Source organism: Rhizobacter sp. LjRoot28 (assembly GCF_964253025.1).
GTDB lineage: Bacteria > Pseudomonadota > Gammaproteobacteria > Burkholderiales > Burkholderiaceae_C > Rhizobacter.
This window is the reverse complement of the sequence record NZ_CAXUQC020000001.1, coordinates 1698863-1714024: the sequence shown is the minus strand read 5'-3', so window position 1 is coordinate 1714024 and position 15162 is coordinate 1698863. Positions and strand designations below refer to the sequence as shown.

Below are 15162 nucleotides of genomic sequence, written 5' to 3'. Positions count from 1 at the left end.
AGAAGAGGCTCACTGCGCTCTAGGGAGTACCCGAAAAACGCACACCCGTTCAACATCCGGATCGAAAGCCCGGTATGGTCAGCCGGCTGCCATCAAGTGGTCCTTGAACTGGTCGCGCAACTTCAGCTTGAGCAGCTTTCCGGTGGCCGTATGCGGCAGTTCCGTGACGAATATCACATCGTCTGGCACCTGCCACTTCGCAATACGCCCTTCGAAGAAGGTCAGGAGCTCCTCGCGGGTGACGCTGGCTCCGGGTTTCGGTACGACGATCAGCAGTGGCCGCTCATCCCACTTGGGGTGACGGCAGGCGATGGCCGCGGCCTCGTGAACGGCCGGATGCGCCATCGCGATGTTCTCGATGTCGATGGAGCTGATCCACTCGCCCCCTGACTTGATCACGTCCTTGCTGCGGTCGGTGATCTGCATGAAGCCATCTGCGTCGATCGCGGCCACGTCGCCCGTGGGAAACCACTTGCGGCCTTCGACCTCGATGAGCGGCGACTCCGGCTGCTGGAAATAGGCGTCGATGACCCAGGGGCCGCGCACGACCAGGTTGCCCGAGGTGGTGCCGTCCCACGGCAGGGGCTGCTGCTTGTCGTCGAGCACCATCATGTCGACGCCGTACACCGCCCGCCCTTGCTTGAGATGCAGCCGGCGACGGGTTTCCGGATCGGCGTGGCGGTTGCGCGAGTTCAGCCGAGCCACGGTGCCCAGCGGCGACATCTCGGTCATGCCCCAGGCGTGGATCACTTCGACGCCGAAATCCTTCTCCAGCGCATCCATCATGGCCGGGGGACAGGCCGAGCCGCCGATCACGGTGCGCTTGAAGGTGGAGAACTTGAGGCCGTTCTTCTGCACGTGCGTCAACAAGCCCAACCAGACGGTGGGGACGCCGGCGCTGAAGGTGACCTGCTCGCTTTCGAAGAGCTCGAAGAGCGACTTGCCGTCAAGGTGGGGACCGGGAAAGACGAGCTTGGCACCGACCAGCGGGCAGGCATACGGCAGGCCCCAGGCATTCACATGGAACATCGGCACGACCGGCAGGATGGTGTCCCGGGCCGAACAGCCGAGCGAGTCGGGCAGCGCCGCGCAGAACGCATGCAGCACCGTGGAGCGATGCGAGTACACCGCGCCCTTCGGATTGCCGGTGGTGCCCGAGGTGTAGCAGATGCTGGAGGCCGTGTTCTCGTCGAACTCGGGCCAGGCGTATTGCCCGTCTTCCGCCTCGACGATTTCCTCGTAGCACAGCAGCCCGGCAATCGGCGACTGGGCCGGCATGTGCGCACGGTCGGTCATCAGCACGAAGTGCTTGACGCCGGGCAGGTGCGGCGCCAGCTTTTCCACCAGCGGAAGGAACGTGATGTCGAAGCACAGCACGCGGTCCTGGGCGTCGTTCACGATCCAGGTGATCTGCTCGGGGAAGAGACGCGGGTTGATCGTGTGGCACACGAGTTCGGAGCCGGAGGTGCCGTAGTAGAGCTCGAAATGACGGTAGCCGTTCCAGGCCAGGGTGCCGACGCGGTCGCCGGGTTCGCATCCGAGACGGGCCAGTGCCTGGGCGACCTTTCGCGAGCGCAGTTCGGCGTCGCGGTACGTGTACCGGTGCAGGTCGCCCTCGGCCCGCTTGGAGACGATCTCGGTGTCGCCCGCGTGGCGGGCGGCGTGCACGATCAGCGACGAGATCGTGAGCGGGGTTTGCATCATCTGGCCCAGCAGGCGTGACATGGCGGTTCTCCGGAAAGGGGCGTCGGGATGGGGGACGCTCCGATCATAGAAATGCGCAGGTGGCCGGCACGCCTCCGGTTTACCCTTAGTACCACGCGGGCGTTGAGCGCTGGCTACACTTCCCCGATGAACGCCATGGTCGATGCCAGCGGGCCCCTATCCGGGGCGCGTTGGCCCAACCGGTTCCGTACCCTCGGCACCGATTTCTTCACTCCGCTCCCGCCCCAGGGCGTGCCCGATCCGTACTGGGTGGCCTGGAGCCCCGAGTGCGCCGAACTGCTGGGCCTCGCGCCGCAGCGTCCCACCGACGATGCCACCCTGCACATGCTGAGCGGCAATGCGCTGGCCGACGGCATGGCGCCCCTCGCGAGCGTCTACAGCGGCCACCAATTCGGCGTCTGGGCCGGCCAGCTGGGCGACGGCCGCGCGCACTGGCTCGGCGAGATGCAGACCCCGTCGGGCCCGATGGAGGTGCAGCTCAAGGGCGCCGGCCTCACGCCCTACTCCCGCATGGGGGACGGCCGGGCGGTGCTGCGCTCGTCAATCCGCGAGTTCCTGTGTTCGGAGGCCATGGCGGCCCTCGGCGTGCCGACGACGCGAGCCCTGAGCATCACCGGTTCTCGCCTGCCCGTTCGCCGCGAGGAAGTGGAAACCGCCGCGGTCGTGACGCGCGTGGCGCCGAGCTTCATCCGCTTCGGCCACTTCGAGCACTTCGCCCACACGGCGGAAGACCGCGATGCGCTGCGTCGCCTCACCGATTTCGTGATCGACACCGCCTACCCCGAGTGCCGGGACGCGGCCCAGCCCGTGGTGGCGCTGCTCGAGGCCGTGACGCGGCGCACCGCCGAACTGATGGCGGACTGGCAGGCGGTGGGCTTTTGCCATGGGGTGATGAACACCGACAACATGTCGATCCTCGGGCTCACGATCGACTACGGTCCGTTCGGGTTTCTCGACGCGTTCGACCCCGGGCATGTCTGCAACCACTCCGACCACCAGGGTCGCTATGCGTACGCACGGCAGCCGAACGTGGGGTTCTGGAACCTGCACGCCCTCGCGCAGGCACTGATGCCGCTCATCGGCGACCGCGACTCGGCCCTCGCGGCGCTCGAGCCGTACCGCTCGGCCTTCCCGACGGCGTTTCTCGAGCGCATGCGGGCCAAGCTCGGCCTGCTCGAAGCCCGTGACGGCGACACGGCGCTGATCGAGGGGCTGCTCGAGCGCATGGCCCGCGACGCCACCGACTACACCATCGCATTCCGGCGCCTGGCGCGCTTCGACAGCGGCCCGGGTGCGGCCAACACCGAGGTCCGCGACCTCTTCCTGGACCGCGAGGCCTTCGATGCCTGGGCCGCCGGCTATGCCGAACGACTTCGTGCAGAAGGCTCCGTCGATGCCGAGCGGGCCGCGCGCATGAACCTCGCCAATCCCAAGTTCATCTTGCGGAACCATCTCGCCGAGGTGGCGATCCGTGATGCACGGGGGGGTGACTTCAGCGAGGTCGAGCGCCTGCGCACCATCCTTGCGCGCCCCTTCGACGAACAAGCCGAACACGCGGCGTATGCCGATTTCCCGCCCGCCTGGGCGAACCAGATCGAGGTTTCCTGTTCATCATGAGTACTCCTGACAGCAAGCCGCGCAAGGTCACGAAGACCGATGCGCAATGGCGGGCCGAGCTCGACCCCATCCAGTACGAGGTGGCCCGGCATGCCGCCACCGAACGCGCCTTCACCGGCGCCTACTGGAACCACTTCGAGTCCGGCCACTACAACTGCATCGGCTGCGGCACGAAGCTCTTCGAATCGACCACCAAGTTCGATGCCGGTTGCGGGTGGCCCAGCTACTGGCAGCCGGTCAACAGTGAGGTGATCGAGCGCATCGTCGACCACAGCCACGGCATGGTTCGTGTCGAGGTGCGCTGCAACAACTGCGGCTCCCACCTGGGGCATGTCTTTCCCGATGGCCCGGCCCCGACCGGGGAGCGCTATTGCATCAACTCGGCCGCGATAGACTTCGCCCCGGATTGAGACCACCCACTGCCCGATGAAACTGCTCCTCGACTTCCTGCCCATCCTGCTGTTCTTCGGCGCCTTCAAGTACGGCGAGAACAACAAGGACTGGGCCGCCGCCTTCGCCAGCGAACACCTCGGCTTCATGGTGTCGGGCGGCGTCGTGGGGCCCAACGAGGCGCCCGTCCTGCTGGCCACGGTGGTGGTGGTGATCGCCACCTTGCTTCAGGTGGCCTACATGATCGTGCGCCGGCAGAAGGTGCACGCGATGCTCTGGGTGAGCCTCGCGCTGGTCACCGTGCTCGGCGCGGCCACCGTCTGGTTCCACAGCGACACCTTCATCAAGTGGAAACCCACGGGTCTCTACTGGGTCATGGGCGCGGCGTTCTGGGTGAGCCAGGTGTTCTTCCGCAAGAACCTGGTGCAGGCGCTGATGGGCAAGCAGTTCGAACTGCCGCCCGGCATCTGGCAACGCCTCAACTTTGCCTGGATCGCCTTCTTCGGCCTGATGGGGCTGCTCAACCTCTACGTGGCCTACAGCTTCGAGACGGCCACCTGGGTCAACTTCAAGCTCTTCGGCATCACCGGCCTGATGCTCGTCTTCATGGTTGGGCAGGGCCTCTACCTCGGTCGCCACATCAAGGACGACGAGCCCGCCGAGGCCGGCAAGGACGCTGCATGACGGCAGCCGACAACCAGGCTCCCGAGTTCGTCCGGGGCGCCGAGATCGAAGCCGCGTTGCAGGCCGCGCTCGCGCCGCTGTCCCTGGTGGTGCGCGACGACAGCCACCTCCATGCCGGCCACGCCGGCGCTCGCGAAGGGCGGCATTTCCACGTGCTGATCGTCAGCGAGCGCTTCAACCAATTGTCACGTTTGAAGCGCCATCGGCTCGTTTATGATGCGCTTCAGCCCCTGATTCCGCGCGGCATCCACGCGCTTGCGATCGAGGCCCGGGCACCCGGCGAGAGCTGAGTCACCCGCGACGGCCAGATCCTGCGCCGCATCGTGATTCCCGCTCCGCCCCCCGAAGCCCGCACCCTCCCCTCCCGACGTCCCTTGAAAGGCTCGATGTCCATGAAGAAGCTGTCTGTTGTTGCCCGCGCCGCATTGCTGGCGATGTCCGTGTCGCTGAGCCCGATCGCGGCCCAGGCGCAGAACATCACGACCGTGAATGGCAAGCCCGTTCCGCAATCGCGTGCCGACGTGCTGCTGCAGCAGGCTCTGCGCCAGGGCCAGCAGCCCCGCACGCCCGAACTCGAGGCGCAGGTGCGCGACGAGGTGGTGCTGCGCGAGATGTTCCTCCAGGAAGCGGTGAAGCGCGGCCTGTCCACGACCAAGGAATACCGCGACCAGATCGAACTGGCGCGCCAGAGCATCCTGATCCGCGAGCTCTTTGCCGACTACCAGAAGAAGAACCCCGTCACCGACGCCGAAATCCAGGCCGAGTACGACAAGTTCAAGGCCCAGTCCGGCGGCAGCGAGTACCGCGCGCGCCACATCCTCGTCGAGAAGGAAGAGGAAGCGAAGGCCCTGATCGCCCAGCTCAAGGGCGGCGCCAAGTTCGAGGACCTGGCCAAGAAGAACTCCAAGGACCCGGGCTCCGGCCAGAACGGCGGCGACCTCGACTGGGCGAACCCCAACGCCTACGTGCCCGAGTTCTCGCAGGCTCTCATGAAGCTGAAGAAGGGTGAAACCACCCAGGAGCCGGTGAAGTCCCAGTTCGGGTACCACATCATCAAGCTCGAGGACACCCGCGAAGCCAAACCGCCGTCACTCGACGAAGTGCGCCCGCAGATCGCCCAGCAGCTGAACCAGCAGCGCCTGACCTCGTTCCGCGACGAGATCAAGGCCCGCTCCAAGACGACCTACAAGTTCCAGACCGGCAACTGATCGGCAGGGCCCCGACGCCGGGGCCTCGCCCGTTCATGCCGGACCCACGGCCCGCGGCTTCGTCGCGGGCCGTTTTTCATGGTGAGCGGCGGGATGGCGCCGCGGCTGCGTTCAGGCTGCTGCCAGCTGGGGGGCGAGGCGGCCGGCCTCGATGCGCAGCTGGCGGTCGCAGCGGGCGGCGATGGTGCGGTCGTGCGTCACGAGCACGAGCGTGGTGCCGGCCTCGCGGTTGAGCTCGAACATGAGCTCCATCACCCGCTCGCCGGTGGCGAAGTCGAGGCTGCCGGTGGGTTCGTCTGCCAGCAGCACCGATGGCCTGACCACGAAGGCGCGGGCCAGGGCCACCCGCTGCTGCTCGCCGCCGGACAGCACCTTGGGATAGTGGTTGAGCCGCTCACCGAGCCCGACCCGCCGCAGCATCTCGGTCGCCTGCGTGCGGGCATCGGAACGCCCCTGCAGCTCGAGCGGCAACATCACGTTCTCCAGTGCATTCAGGTTGCCGAGCAGCTGGAAGCTCTGGAAGACGAAACCCAGGTGGGCCGCGCGCACCGCTGCACGCTCATCTTCGTCGATGGCGAACAAATCGGTGCCCGCGAGGCGAACCGTTCCCTGTGTCGGGGTATCCAAGCCAGCGATGATCGACAGCAAGGTGCTCTTGCCCGAGCCCGAGGCGCCGACGATCGCCGCGGACTCCTGCGGCGCCAGGCGGAAGTCGATGTCGTGGAGAATCGTCAGCAGACCGCTCGTGTCTTGCACTTGCTTGGTCACGTGCTCGACGGCAATGATGGGATCGGACATGAAGGATCGGAACCGCAGGATGGGTGAATCAGTGAAGACGGCCATGGGCCGCCGCGCAATGCTCCGGCAATGTACCTCGCTTGTGCTGGCCGGTGCTGGCGTGTTGCCTTGGCGCGGCGCGTTCGCGCAAGGCGGACCGGTGATCCTGGTTGTCGGCGACAGCCTGTCGGCCGAGTACGGACTCTCGCGCGGCAAGGGTTGGGTCGCCCTGCTGGAACAGCGCCTGGCGCAGGACAAGATCGCCGCGACGGTGGTCAACGCGAGCATCAGCGGCGACACCACCTCCGGCGGCCGCTCGCGCCTGCCTGCGCTGCTCAAGCGCCACCAACCCGATGTCGTCATCCTGGAGCTCGGCGGCAATGACGCCCTGCGCGGCCTGCCGCTGTCCATGACCCGGGACAACCTTGCCCACATGGCGCGCACGGCCCGCGGCCTGGGCGCCCGGGTGGTCATGGTCGGCATGCAGATGCCACCCAACTACGGGCGCAAGTACGCCGAGGAGTTCGAGGCCGTGTTCGCCACGGTGGCGCGCCAGGAACAGGCGGTGCTGGTGCCGTTCCTGCTCAAGGGCGTGGCCGACGTGCCCAATGCCGAAGCGCTCTTCCAGCCCGACCGCATCCACCCTCGCGAAGAAGCCCACCCCCGCATGCTGGCCAATGTCTGGCCCGCGCTCAAGCCCCTCCTGCGCTGAACTTGCCCGGGTCGATGCGCCTTCGCTGCATGCGCGGCGCGAATGCGCGGGCGAAGCGCCCTGCCCCGGAAACGAGCACCGCCGCTCGATGGCACGGTCACCGCATGCGACGACACCTCGGGTCGCTCGTCCCGTGCCTGCCCGCCGCCTCCCATTGGGGCTTTCCCTGCCTGCCGTGACATCGATCACGCTCGCAACGTTCAAGTCTGGTGCGGATGGGTCGATATGGCGAAGAGAGCCCGCGGCGCCTCTGGCCGCGGCACCACATCGCCGAGGGCACCATGTTCAGAAACCTATCCATCCGCAAGCGCCTGGCCTTCGTGCTCGGCACCATCCTGCTGTTGTCGGTCGTCACGAGCGTCTTTGCGGTCTTCAAGCTGCGGGAGCTCGGGCAGAACATCGACGGCATCGTGAAGGACCAGCTGCTGGTGGAGCGCGGTGCGGCCGAGTGGTTGATGAACACCACCTCGGGCGTGCAGCGCGCAGCCGCCATCGCCCGCAGCAGCGACCCGAGCCTCGTCGAGTACTTCGCCCCCGCCACCGCCGCCGCCGTGGAGCGGACGACCGAACTGCAGAAGCTCATCGAAGCGCGCATGGATCTGCCGCACGAGGCGGAGCTGTTCGCCAAGGTCGGCGAGCTGCGCAACGCCTACCTGAAGGCGCGCAAGACCGTGGCCGACCTGAAATCCTCGGGTGATGCCGAAGGTGCGGCCCGCGCCTTCGCCGAGCAGTTCGAGCCGCGTTCCAAGACGTACCTCGAAGGTGTGAAGGAACTCGTGCTCTCGCAGCAGGAGCAACTCGATCAGGCCGCCGCACGCACCGAAGCCCTGCGCATGCAGACCTCCACCCTGCTCGTCGTGAGCAGCGTCATTGCGCTCATCGTCGGCGGCCTGCTGGCCGTGGCGCTCTCGCGCAGCATCCTCGTGCCCCTGGGCGAAGCCGAGAGGGTCGCGCGCGCCATCGGTGACATGGACCTGAGCGGTCAGGCCTCCACCACCCACGCGGACGACGAGACCGGCCGCCTGCTCAAGGCGCTCGATGCCATGCGCCTCGCGCTGCAGCGCTCGCTGCAGCAGGTGCGCGGTGTGGTCGACGGCATCTCGACCGCCAGCACGCAGATCGCCACCGGCAACCTGGACCTGAGCCAACGCACCGAGCAGACTGCCAGCAACCTGCAGCAGGCTGCGAGCAGCATGGAAGAGCTGACCGTGACCGTGCGGCAGACGGCGGACTCGGCCCGCATGGCCAACCAGCTCGCCAGCTCGGCGGCCAACGTGGCCTCCCGCGGCGGCGACGTGGTGTCCCAGGTGGTGAGCACGATGGAAGAGATCAACCAGAGCTCGCGCCGCATCTCCGACATCATCGGCACGATCGACGGCATTGCCTTCCAGACCAACATCCTGGCGCTGAACGCCGCGGTGGAAGCGGCGCGCGCCGGTGAACAGGGTCGCGGCTTCGCGGTCGTGGCGTCCGAAGTCCGCTCGCTCGCGCAGCGCTCCGCTCAGGCCGCCAAGGAGATCAAGTCGCTGATCTCGGCATCGGTGCAAAGCGTGGAGTCGGGCTCCAAGCTGGTGCAGGAAGCGGGAACGACCATGGGCGACATCGTCGCCAGCGTCCAGCGCGTCACCGACATCATCGGTGAGATCACCGCCGCGACGCAGGAGCAGAGCCAGGGCCTGGGCCAGGTCAACGGCGCCGTGACCGACCTCGACCAGATGACCCAGCAGAACGCCGCACTGGTGGAAGAGTCGTCGGCCGCGGCTGAATCGCTGCGGGAGCAGGCAGCGCGCCTGTCCGAAGTCGTGGGAACGTTCCGCTTGGGCGCCTGAGCGTCGGCGGGCCGGCCGCCGCCTCGCCTCGCACGACAATCGTCCGGCTCCGTTCGCCCGGCTGGACCGCCCGGGCCAACCGCTAGCGGACCTTGATGACGACCTTGCCGCGGGTACGGCCGCTGTCCACATGGGCCAGCGCCTCGTTGGTGGCCTCGAAGGGGAAGACACGGTCGACGACCGGTCGGATGATGCCGGCATCCACGACCGACGTGATCTCCCGCAACTGGCTGCCCTCGGCTCTCATGAACAGGAAGGCGTAGTCGACGCCCGCCTGCCTCGCCTTGCGCCGCACGCCGGCGCTCATCAGGCGCATGACGCCTCTCACGATCAGCGGCGCGGCCACGAGCCTGCCGAATTCCAGGTCGGGCGGACCTGAGATGGACACCAGCCGGCCGCCCGGCCTGAGCACGCCGAGCGACTTCAGCAGCGACGGGGTGTCCTGGCTGTGCAGCACCACGTCGTAGTCGTGGAGAACGTCGGCCACGTCCTGTGATCGGTAGTCGATGATGACGTCCGCGCCGAGGTCTCTCACCAGGGCGGCATTGCCGGCACTCGTGGTCGTCGCAACGATGGCCCCGAGGTGCTTGGCGAGCTGGATGGCAATGGTGCCCACACCGCCTGAACCAGCCTCGATGAGGACCTTCTCCCCGGCCTTCAGGCGTGCCTTCTCGACGAAGGCTTGCCAGGCCGTCAAGGCGACCAGGGGCAGCGACGCGGCCTGCTCCATCGACAGGTGCAGCGGCTTGTGCGCAAGCGATGCTTCCTTGACCGGCGCGTACTCGGCGAAGGCGCCGATTCGGAAGTCATCGAGCCGCGCGTACACCTCGTCGCCCACCTTGAAACGCGTGACACGCGGGCCGACCCGGAAGACGACACCGGCCACGTCGTGACCCAGCGTGATGGGCAAGCGGTAGGGAATGACGAGCTTGAAGGCACCGTCCCTGAGCTTCGCGTCCAGTTGGTTCACGCCGGCGGCGTGAACTTCGACCAGGACCTCATCGTCGCGCAGTGCCGGAACGGGCACGTCGGTCGGCTGCAACACGCGCTTGTGCCCGTAGCGCTCCAGGACAAATGCCTTCATGGGAATCCTCGGTGTGACCGGCGACTGGAGACGCCGTGTCGACCGACATCATGCCTCTCGCGCAGGCCGTCCCCCGCTGGGCGAAGACGGGCGGCCACCGGCCTTCTCCCGAGGCTGGCAGGGCATCCCTTCAAGCTTCCACGGACATCACCAAGGCGATGGCCGGTTGCCTCACCTCAGCACGGACCGGTGGCGAACCAGCCCGTCCGCCCGTCAGTCCATCCGCCGGTTGCGCAAGCCGGGCTGCCCATCCTGCGCATTGCCGCCGTTGCCGTTCATCGAATGCGAGCGCTGCGGCGGCGGCTGGAACTGGCGCTGCGGTGCGGGCGCCGGCTGCATGGACGGGGCGGGTTGCTGCATCTGCGGCGGAGCACGGAACTGGGGCGCCGCGGGCTGCGGTACGGCGGGCTGTGACGGCTCCATGCGCGGTTGCGGGCGCAGGTGATTGAAGCCGCCTGGGCGATGGACCTCGCGCTCCGGCATGGCGGGCGAGGCCTCGATGCGAGGCGCAGGTCGAGGCTGGCCGTCCGCTTGGCCAGGGCTCGGGCGCAGCTGGCGCCAGCGCTCCTCGCGCAGGGGTTCGCCGGCCGGCGGGCCGTCGCGCCGCCCGCCGTCGCGCGAAGGCAGGCCGGTCTGGGGTTGCGGTGCCGGGGCAGGATCCCGCAGGCGCCGGTCGCCATCGCCGCGGCGGCCGAAGTCGCGGCGGTCGTCCCTGCCGTCATTGCGGGCATCCGGCGCGTCGCCACGGCGATCGGTCCACCGGTCGCCCCGGCGGCCGTCTTGCCGATCGTCCTGTCCGATGCCCACCGAACGGCCGTCATCGGGGCGGGACGAAAACTCGCCACGGCCGGGTCGCGGTTCCCGGACGCGATCGCCACGCTGCCAGGGCGATGCCGGAATGCCGGCTTGCGGCGGCGCGGGCCGCGCGCCGATCGTCGCCGGGTTGCGCCCGCCGGGCATCACCGGGGCGTCGGGACGGATCCGGTCCCGGAATTCGGGGAGCGGGCGGCCGTTCATGCCGATGATGGCCGGGGCCACGGGCTGCCGGCGCTCGACGACGTACGATGGCACGACCGTGAGCGCGTGCGGGTGCCGGTGATGCCGGTAGTTCACCCGGCCCAGCGCCCCGTGCGGGTCGCGGATGTAGGGGTTGTAGTCGAAGCCCGGGCGCAGGTGGTTGTCGTTCACGTGGCGCATGTAGTGCGGGCTGAAGCGGTAGCCCGGCACATAGATTTCACGCGGTCCGAGCGGGAACCATCCCACGGTCGGCGGGGGGCGGCGGCCGACATTGATGGACACGCTGACACCGGGCGAACCGACCCACGCCACGAGGGCCGGCGCGTACACCGGCCGGGCCACGTAGCGCCCGGGGGACCACGCCCACACATTGCCGCGCCAGAGCCAGCGGCCGTAGTGGAAAGGCGCGAAACCCCAGGGGGCATCGTCCACCCAGGTCCATCCCCAGGGGCTCACCCAGGCCCAATGGCCGCTGCGGTACGGTGCCCAGGAGGGGCCGACGGAATACGGGATCCACAGGGCACCGTACTCCACGTCCTGCTCCCAGCGCCCGTGGCGGTCCAGGTCCTGCACGCCCGGGACTTCCGGCGAGACGTAGCGTGCGGAGGGGCTTCGCGACAGGTCGTCGGCGCGTTCAGCGACCCAGCTGTCGAAGCCATCGCGGCGCAGCGCGATGAGTTCGAACTGGGTGCCCCCGTCTTGCCAGAACCGGTAGCGCTGGCCGGCCTTCACGGTGACGCCGGCGTCAGGCGCGTTCAGTTGCAGCTGGCCGTCGAAGGTGGCGGCTTCGGTGGTGTCGTCGTCCCGGCCGAAGCGATAGGTGCCCGGGGCCTCGGGACGGAAGCGCCCCTCCGGCGTGACGAGGTCGAATTCCCGGACGGCCTCCCGGCTGCGCAGGTGCACGGCGACGTCGCCTTCGAGCAGTCGCAGCGAAATGCGTTCGTCGTCCAGCGCGACAACCTCGAGCTCCGAGTCTTCCGCCAGATAGACCACCGTCGACCCGACCTGGATTTCAGCCCTGCCACGCCGAGACGACGACAGCCGGTCCCCGCTGGTCACCGGCCGGTTGCGCACGGCGTCGACCCATTCACCGGCTTCGGTATCGAAGATGGAGACGTCGCCATCCACCTCGGCAAGGCGGCCGACGCGTGACGGCGGGTCGATGCGCTCCTCGGCATGGGCGGGCATCACCGACACCAGCGTCAACGCAGTGAGCAGCAGCGCCAGCCACAGGGCCGCCGGAACGGACAGGCGGCGTGAGGCGACGGCAGGCAGGAGAGGTGTTTTCATCAGGCGGGCTCCTCCGCTTGGAGCATCAGGGCGTCCAGCGGTTCCCGAGACAACGCGGCCGCCCGCCCCTCGGCTGACAGGATGTGACCCCGATCAGTCGTCGTCGCCGGGATCCAGGCCTGGAAACAGCACGCTCGTGAAGCCGAAACGGGAGAAATCGCGAATCCGCATGGGGTACAGCTTGCCCTCCAGGTGGTCGCACTCGTGCTGAACCACCCGGGCATGGAAGCCCTCGGCCTCACGGTCGATCGGCTCGCCACGGGCGTCGAAACCGGTGTAGCGGATGCGGGCGTGGCGCGGCACGATGCCCCGCAATCCCGGCACGGAGAGGCATCCCTCCCAGCCCTCTTCCTCGGAGGCGTCCAGCGGCGTGATGATCGGGTTGATGAGCACGGTCTCGGGCACCGGCGGCGCATCGGGATAGCGGTCGTTCTGGCGGAAGCCGAAGATCACGAGGGCCAGGTCGATGCCGATCTGCGGCGCCGCCAGGCCGGCGCCGTTGGCGGCCCGCATGGTGTCGAACATGTCGGCGATGAGCGCGTGGAGCTCCGGCGTGTCGAACTGCTGCACCGGGCGGGCCAGGCGCAGCAGGCGCGGGTCGCCCATCCTGAGGATTTCGCGAACCGTCATGCTTGGGCTCCTTGAGGCGGTTGATGGGGGCGTCCGCCGGCTTCGAGCAGGGCCAGCAGGCCGGCCTCGTCCAGCACGGTTCGCTCGAGCGCCCTTGCCTTCTCGAGCTTGCTGCCGGCGTCTTCGCCGGCCACGACGAAGTCGGTCTTCTTGGACACCGAGCCGCTGACCTTCCCGCCCGCCGCCTCGATGAGCGCCTGCGCCGCGTCACGGGTGAGTGTGGGCAGCGTGCCGGTCAGCACGAAGGTCTTGCCGACGAAGGGCTTGGGCGAGGTATCGGCCGTGCCCTCGCCTTCGTCCCAGGTGATGCCGGCCGCGCGGAGCTGTTCGACGACTTCACGGTTGTGCGGCTGGTCGAAGAAGGTGCGGATGCTCTCGGCCACGATGGGGCCGACGTCGGGCACCTCGAGCAACTGCACGAGCGTGGCATCCATGATGCGGTCGAGCGAGCCGAAGTGCCGAGCCAGATCCTTTGCCGTGGTTTCGCCGACGTTGCGGATGCCGAGGGCGAACAGGAAACGCGCGAGCGTGGTCTGCTTGCTGCGCTCGAGGCCGGCCAGCAGGTTCTGCGCACTCTTCTCGCCCATGCGCTCGAGGGCGGTGAGCTTGGCGATGCCGAGCTTGTAGAGCTCGGGCAGCGTGCGGATGAGGCCGGCGTCGATCAGCTGCTCGACGAGCTTGTCACCCAGGCCTTCGACGTCCATGGCGCGGCGGCTGGCGAAGTGCAGCATCGCGTGCTTGCGCTGCGCCGCACAGAACAGGCCCCCGCTGCAGCGCCAGTTGGCCTCTCCGTCATCCCGCACGATGTCGCTGCGGCACACCGGGCACTTGCCATCCAGTCGCTTGTACAGGTCGAAGGGCTCGCCCGCATCGGCCGGGCGGCGGTCGAGCACCACGCCGACCACCTCGGGAATGACGTCGCCCGCGCGGCGCACAATGACGGTGTCGCCGATGCGCACGTCCTTGCGGCGCGTCTCGTCCTCGTTGTGCAGGGTGGCGTTGCTCACCGTGGTGCCGCCCACGAACACCGGCACCAGCTTGGCCACTGGCGTGAGCTTGCCGGTGCGGCCGACCTGGATGTCGATGTCGCGCAGCACCGTCATCTGTTCCTGGGCCGGGTACTTGTGGGCCACCGCCCAGCGGGGCTCCCGGGAGACGAAACCGAGCTTCTGCTGCAAGGCCCGGTCGTTGACCTTGTAGACGACGCCATCGATGTCGAACGGAAGCGCATCGCGCGCCGCCCCGACGCGCTTGTGGAAGGCCACGAGGCCATCGGCGCCCTGCACCACGGCGCGCTCGGCGCTGACCGGCAGTCCGAAGCGCTGCAGCGCATCGAGAATGGCGCTGTGGGTCGGAGGAATGTCCCAGCCCTGCACGTCGCCCAGGCCATAGGCGAAGAAGCTCAGCGGACGCTTGCGGGCGATGGCCGGGTCGAGCTGGCGGACCGCGCCGGCAGCGGCGTTGCGCGGGTTGACGAAGGTCTTCTCGTTGCGTGCCCCATGAGCGATCAGCTCACGCTGCCGCTCGTTGAGCGCGTTGAAGTCGTCGCGGCGCATGTAGACCTCGCCGCGCACCTCGAGCACCGGCGCGTCGCAGCCGGCCAGGCGCAGCGGGATCTGCTGGATGGTGCGGATGTTCTGGGTGACGTCCTCGCCCTTTTCACCATCGCCACGCGTGGCTGCCTGGCACAGCAAGCCGTTCTCGTAGCGCAGGTTGATGGCAAGGCCGTCGAACTTCAGTTCCGCGCCGTACTCGACGGGCGGATCACCCTCGCCGAGCCCGAGTTCGCGCCGCACACGTGCGTCGAAGGCGAGCGCGCCGGTGGGCTCGGTGTCGGTCTCGGTGCGGATGCTGAGCATCGGCAGCGCATGGCGAACCGGTGCGAAACCATCGAGCACCTTGCCGATGATGCGCTGGGTAGGGGAGTCGGGCGTCAGCAGCTCGGGGTGCTCGGCCTCAAGTTGTTGCAGGGCCTGGAACAGGCGGTCGTACTCGGCGTCCGGGATGGTGGGCGCATCCAGCACGTAGTAGCGGTGGGCATGCTCGCGGAGCTGTTCACGCAGCGCGGCGGCGCGGTCGGCGGGGGGGGAGTCGGGGACGGGGCTCATGGCAGTTCCGGCACTCTACCGCCAAACCTGCGGGGATCCCGCCCAGCGGACATCGGGGAATGAGCGCACGGTACTCGCCCCTTGGCGGGGC

General features: G+C 68.3%; 13 protein-coding genes. 7 read left to right on the top strand and 6 right to left on the bottom strand.

The annotated features are described in order from the left end of the window. Positions 1-78: 78 nt before the first annotated feature. Entirely contained in the window at positions 79-1725 is a 1647-nt protein-coding gene (locus ACSQ2F_RS08085) for a 3-(methylthio)propionyl-CoA ligase (protein WP_436021544.1), read from the bottom strand. A 126-nt stretch (positions 1726-1851) separates the two neighbouring features. On the opposite strand from ACSQ2F_RS08085, the gene ACSQ2F_RS08080 reads away from it, so the two are divergent. The 5 genes from ACSQ2F_RS08080 (at position 1852) to ACSQ2F_RS08060 (ending at position 5624) form a co-directional block, all read left to right on the top strand. Beyond that, entirely contained in the window at positions 1852-3342 is a 1491-nt protein-coding gene (locus ACSQ2F_RS08080) for a protein adenylyltransferase SelO (protein ID WP_436021542.1), read from the top strand. After that, positions 3339-3752, top strand: a complete 414-nt coding sequence (gene msrB, locus ACSQ2F_RS08075) for a peptide-methionine (R)-S-oxide reductase MsrB (protein WP_436021540.1) — start codon at positions 3339-3341, stop codon at positions 3750-3752. The genes ACSQ2F_RS08080 and msrB overlap by 4 nt, the downstream gene beginning before the upstream one ends. A gap of 16 nt (positions 3753-3768) precedes the next feature. Beyond that, positions 3769-4416 carry a septation protein A gene (locus ACSQ2F_RS08070; protein WP_436021538.1) on the top strand — a complete coding sequence of 216 codons (648 nt, stop codon included), beginning with the start codon at positions 3769-3771 and terminating at the stop codon, positions 4414-4416. Then, positions 4413-4706: a BolA family protein gene (locus ACSQ2F_RS08065; RefSeq protein ID WP_436021536.1), complete on the top strand. Its 294-nt coding sequence runs from the start codon at positions 4413-4415 to the stop codon at positions 4704-4706. Before ACSQ2F_RS08070 ends, ACSQ2F_RS08065 begins: the two co-directional genes overlap by 4 nt. A gap of 102 nt (positions 4707-4808) precedes the next feature. Then, positions 4809-5624: a peptidylprolyl isomerase gene (locus ACSQ2F_RS08060; protein WP_436021534.1), complete on the top strand. Its 816-nt coding sequence runs from the start codon at positions 4809-4811 to the stop codon at positions 5622-5624. Positions 5625-5735: 111 nt separating this feature from the next. Here the strand turns inward: ACSQ2F_RS08060 and ACSQ2F_RS08055 are convergent, their stop codons facing one another. Further along, a complete protein-coding gene (locus ACSQ2F_RS08055; protein WP_436021532.1) occupies positions 5736-6422 on the bottom strand; it encodes an ABC transporter ATP-binding protein in 687 nt (228 codons plus the stop codon). Positions 6423-6480: 58 nt separating this feature from the next. On the opposite strand from ACSQ2F_RS08055, the gene ACSQ2F_RS08050 reads away from it, so the two are divergent. Further along, entirely contained in the window at positions 6481-7113 is a 633-nt protein-coding gene (locus tag ACSQ2F_RS08050; RefSeq protein ID WP_436026774.1) for an arylesterase, read from the top strand. 281 nt (positions 7114-7394) lie between these two features. Continuing rightward, positions 7395-8942, top strand: a complete 1548-nt coding sequence (locus ACSQ2F_RS08045) for a methyl-accepting chemotaxis protein (RefSeq protein WP_436021530.1) — start codon at positions 7395-7397, stop codon at positions 8940-8942. A gap of 82 nt (positions 8943-9024) precedes the next feature. On the opposite strand, the gene ACSQ2F_RS08040 is transcribed toward ACSQ2F_RS08045, so the two are convergent. The 4 genes from ACSQ2F_RS08040 to ligA all read right to left on the bottom strand — a co-directional run bounded on the left by ACSQ2F_RS08040 (position 9025) and on the right by ligA (position 15071). Further along, complete coding sequence (locus tag ACSQ2F_RS08040) at positions 9025-10026, bottom strand: NADP-dependent oxidoreductase (protein ID WP_436021528.1); 1002 nt, start codon at positions 10024-10026, stop codon at positions 9025-9027. Between the two features lie 213 nt (positions 10027-10239). Further along, positions 10240-12333 carry a DUF6600 domain-containing protein gene (locus tag ACSQ2F_RS08035; RefSeq protein WP_436021526.1) on the bottom strand — a complete coding sequence of 698 codons (2094 nt, stop codon included), beginning with the start codon at positions 12331-12333 and terminating at the stop codon, positions 10240-10242. Positions 12334-12426: 93 nt separating this feature from the next. Next, entirely contained in the window at positions 12427-12963 is a 537-nt protein-coding gene (def, locus tag ACSQ2F_RS08030) for a peptide deformylase (RefSeq protein ID WP_436021524.1), read from the bottom strand. Continuing rightward, positions 12960-15071 carry an NAD-dependent DNA ligase LigA gene (ligA, locus tag ACSQ2F_RS08025; protein WP_436021522.1) on the bottom strand — a complete coding sequence of 704 codons (2112 nt, stop codon included), beginning with the start codon at positions 15069-15071 and terminating at the stop codon, positions 12960-12962. The genes def and ligA overlap by 4 nt, the downstream gene beginning before the upstream one ends. Between the last annotated feature and the right edge of the window lie 91 nt (positions 15072-15162).

Coding starts and splice junctions, on each gene's coding strand:
- ACSQ2F_RS08085 (WP_436021544.1), bottom strand. CDS start 1,725: ATGTCACGCCTGCTGGGCCAGATGATGCAAACCCCGCTCACGATCTCG.
- ACSQ2F_RS08080 (WP_436021542.1), top strand. CDS start 1,852: ATGAACGCCATGGTCGATGCCAGCGGGCCCCTATCCGGGGCGCGTTGG.
- msrB (WP_436021540.1), top strand. CDS start 3,339: ATGAGTACTCCTGACAGCAAGCCGCGCAAGGTCACGAAGACCGATGCG.
- ACSQ2F_RS08070 (WP_436021538.1), top strand. CDS start 3,769: ATGAAACTGCTCCTCGACTTCCTGCCCATCCTGCTGTTCTTCGGCGCC.
- ACSQ2F_RS08065 (WP_436021536.1), top strand. CDS start 4,413: ATGACGGCAGCCGACAACCAGGCTCCCGAGTTCGTCCGGGGCGCCGAG.
- ACSQ2F_RS08060 (WP_436021534.1), top strand. CDS start 4,809: ATGAAGAAGCTGTCTGTTGTTGCCCGCGCCGCATTGCTGGCGATGTCC.
- ACSQ2F_RS08055 (WP_436021532.1), bottom strand. CDS start 6,422: ATGTCCGATCCCATCATTGCCGTCGAGCACGTGACCAAGCAAGTGCAA.
- ACSQ2F_RS08050 (WP_436026774.1), top strand. CDS start 6,481: ATGCTCCGGCAATGTACCTCGCTTGTGCTGGCCGGTGCTGGCGTGTTG.
- ACSQ2F_RS08045 (WP_436021530.1), top strand. CDS start 7,395: ATGTTCAGAAACCTATCCATCCGCAAGCGCCTGGCCTTCGTGCTCGGC.
- ACSQ2F_RS08040 (WP_436021528.1), bottom strand. CDS start 10,026: ATGAAGGCATTTGTCCTGGAGCGCTACGGGCACAAGCGCGTGTTGCAG.
- ACSQ2F_RS08035 (WP_436021526.1), bottom strand. CDS start 12,333: ATGAAAACACCTCTCCTGCCTGCCGTCGCCTCACGCCGCCTGTCCGTT.
- def (WP_436021524.1), bottom strand. CDS start 12,963: ATGACGGTTCGCGAAATCCTCAGGATGGGCGACCCGCGCCTGCTGCGC.
- ligA (WP_436021522.1), bottom strand. CDS start 15,071: ATGAGCCCCGTCCCCGACTCCCCCCCCGCCGACCGCGCCGCCGCGCTG.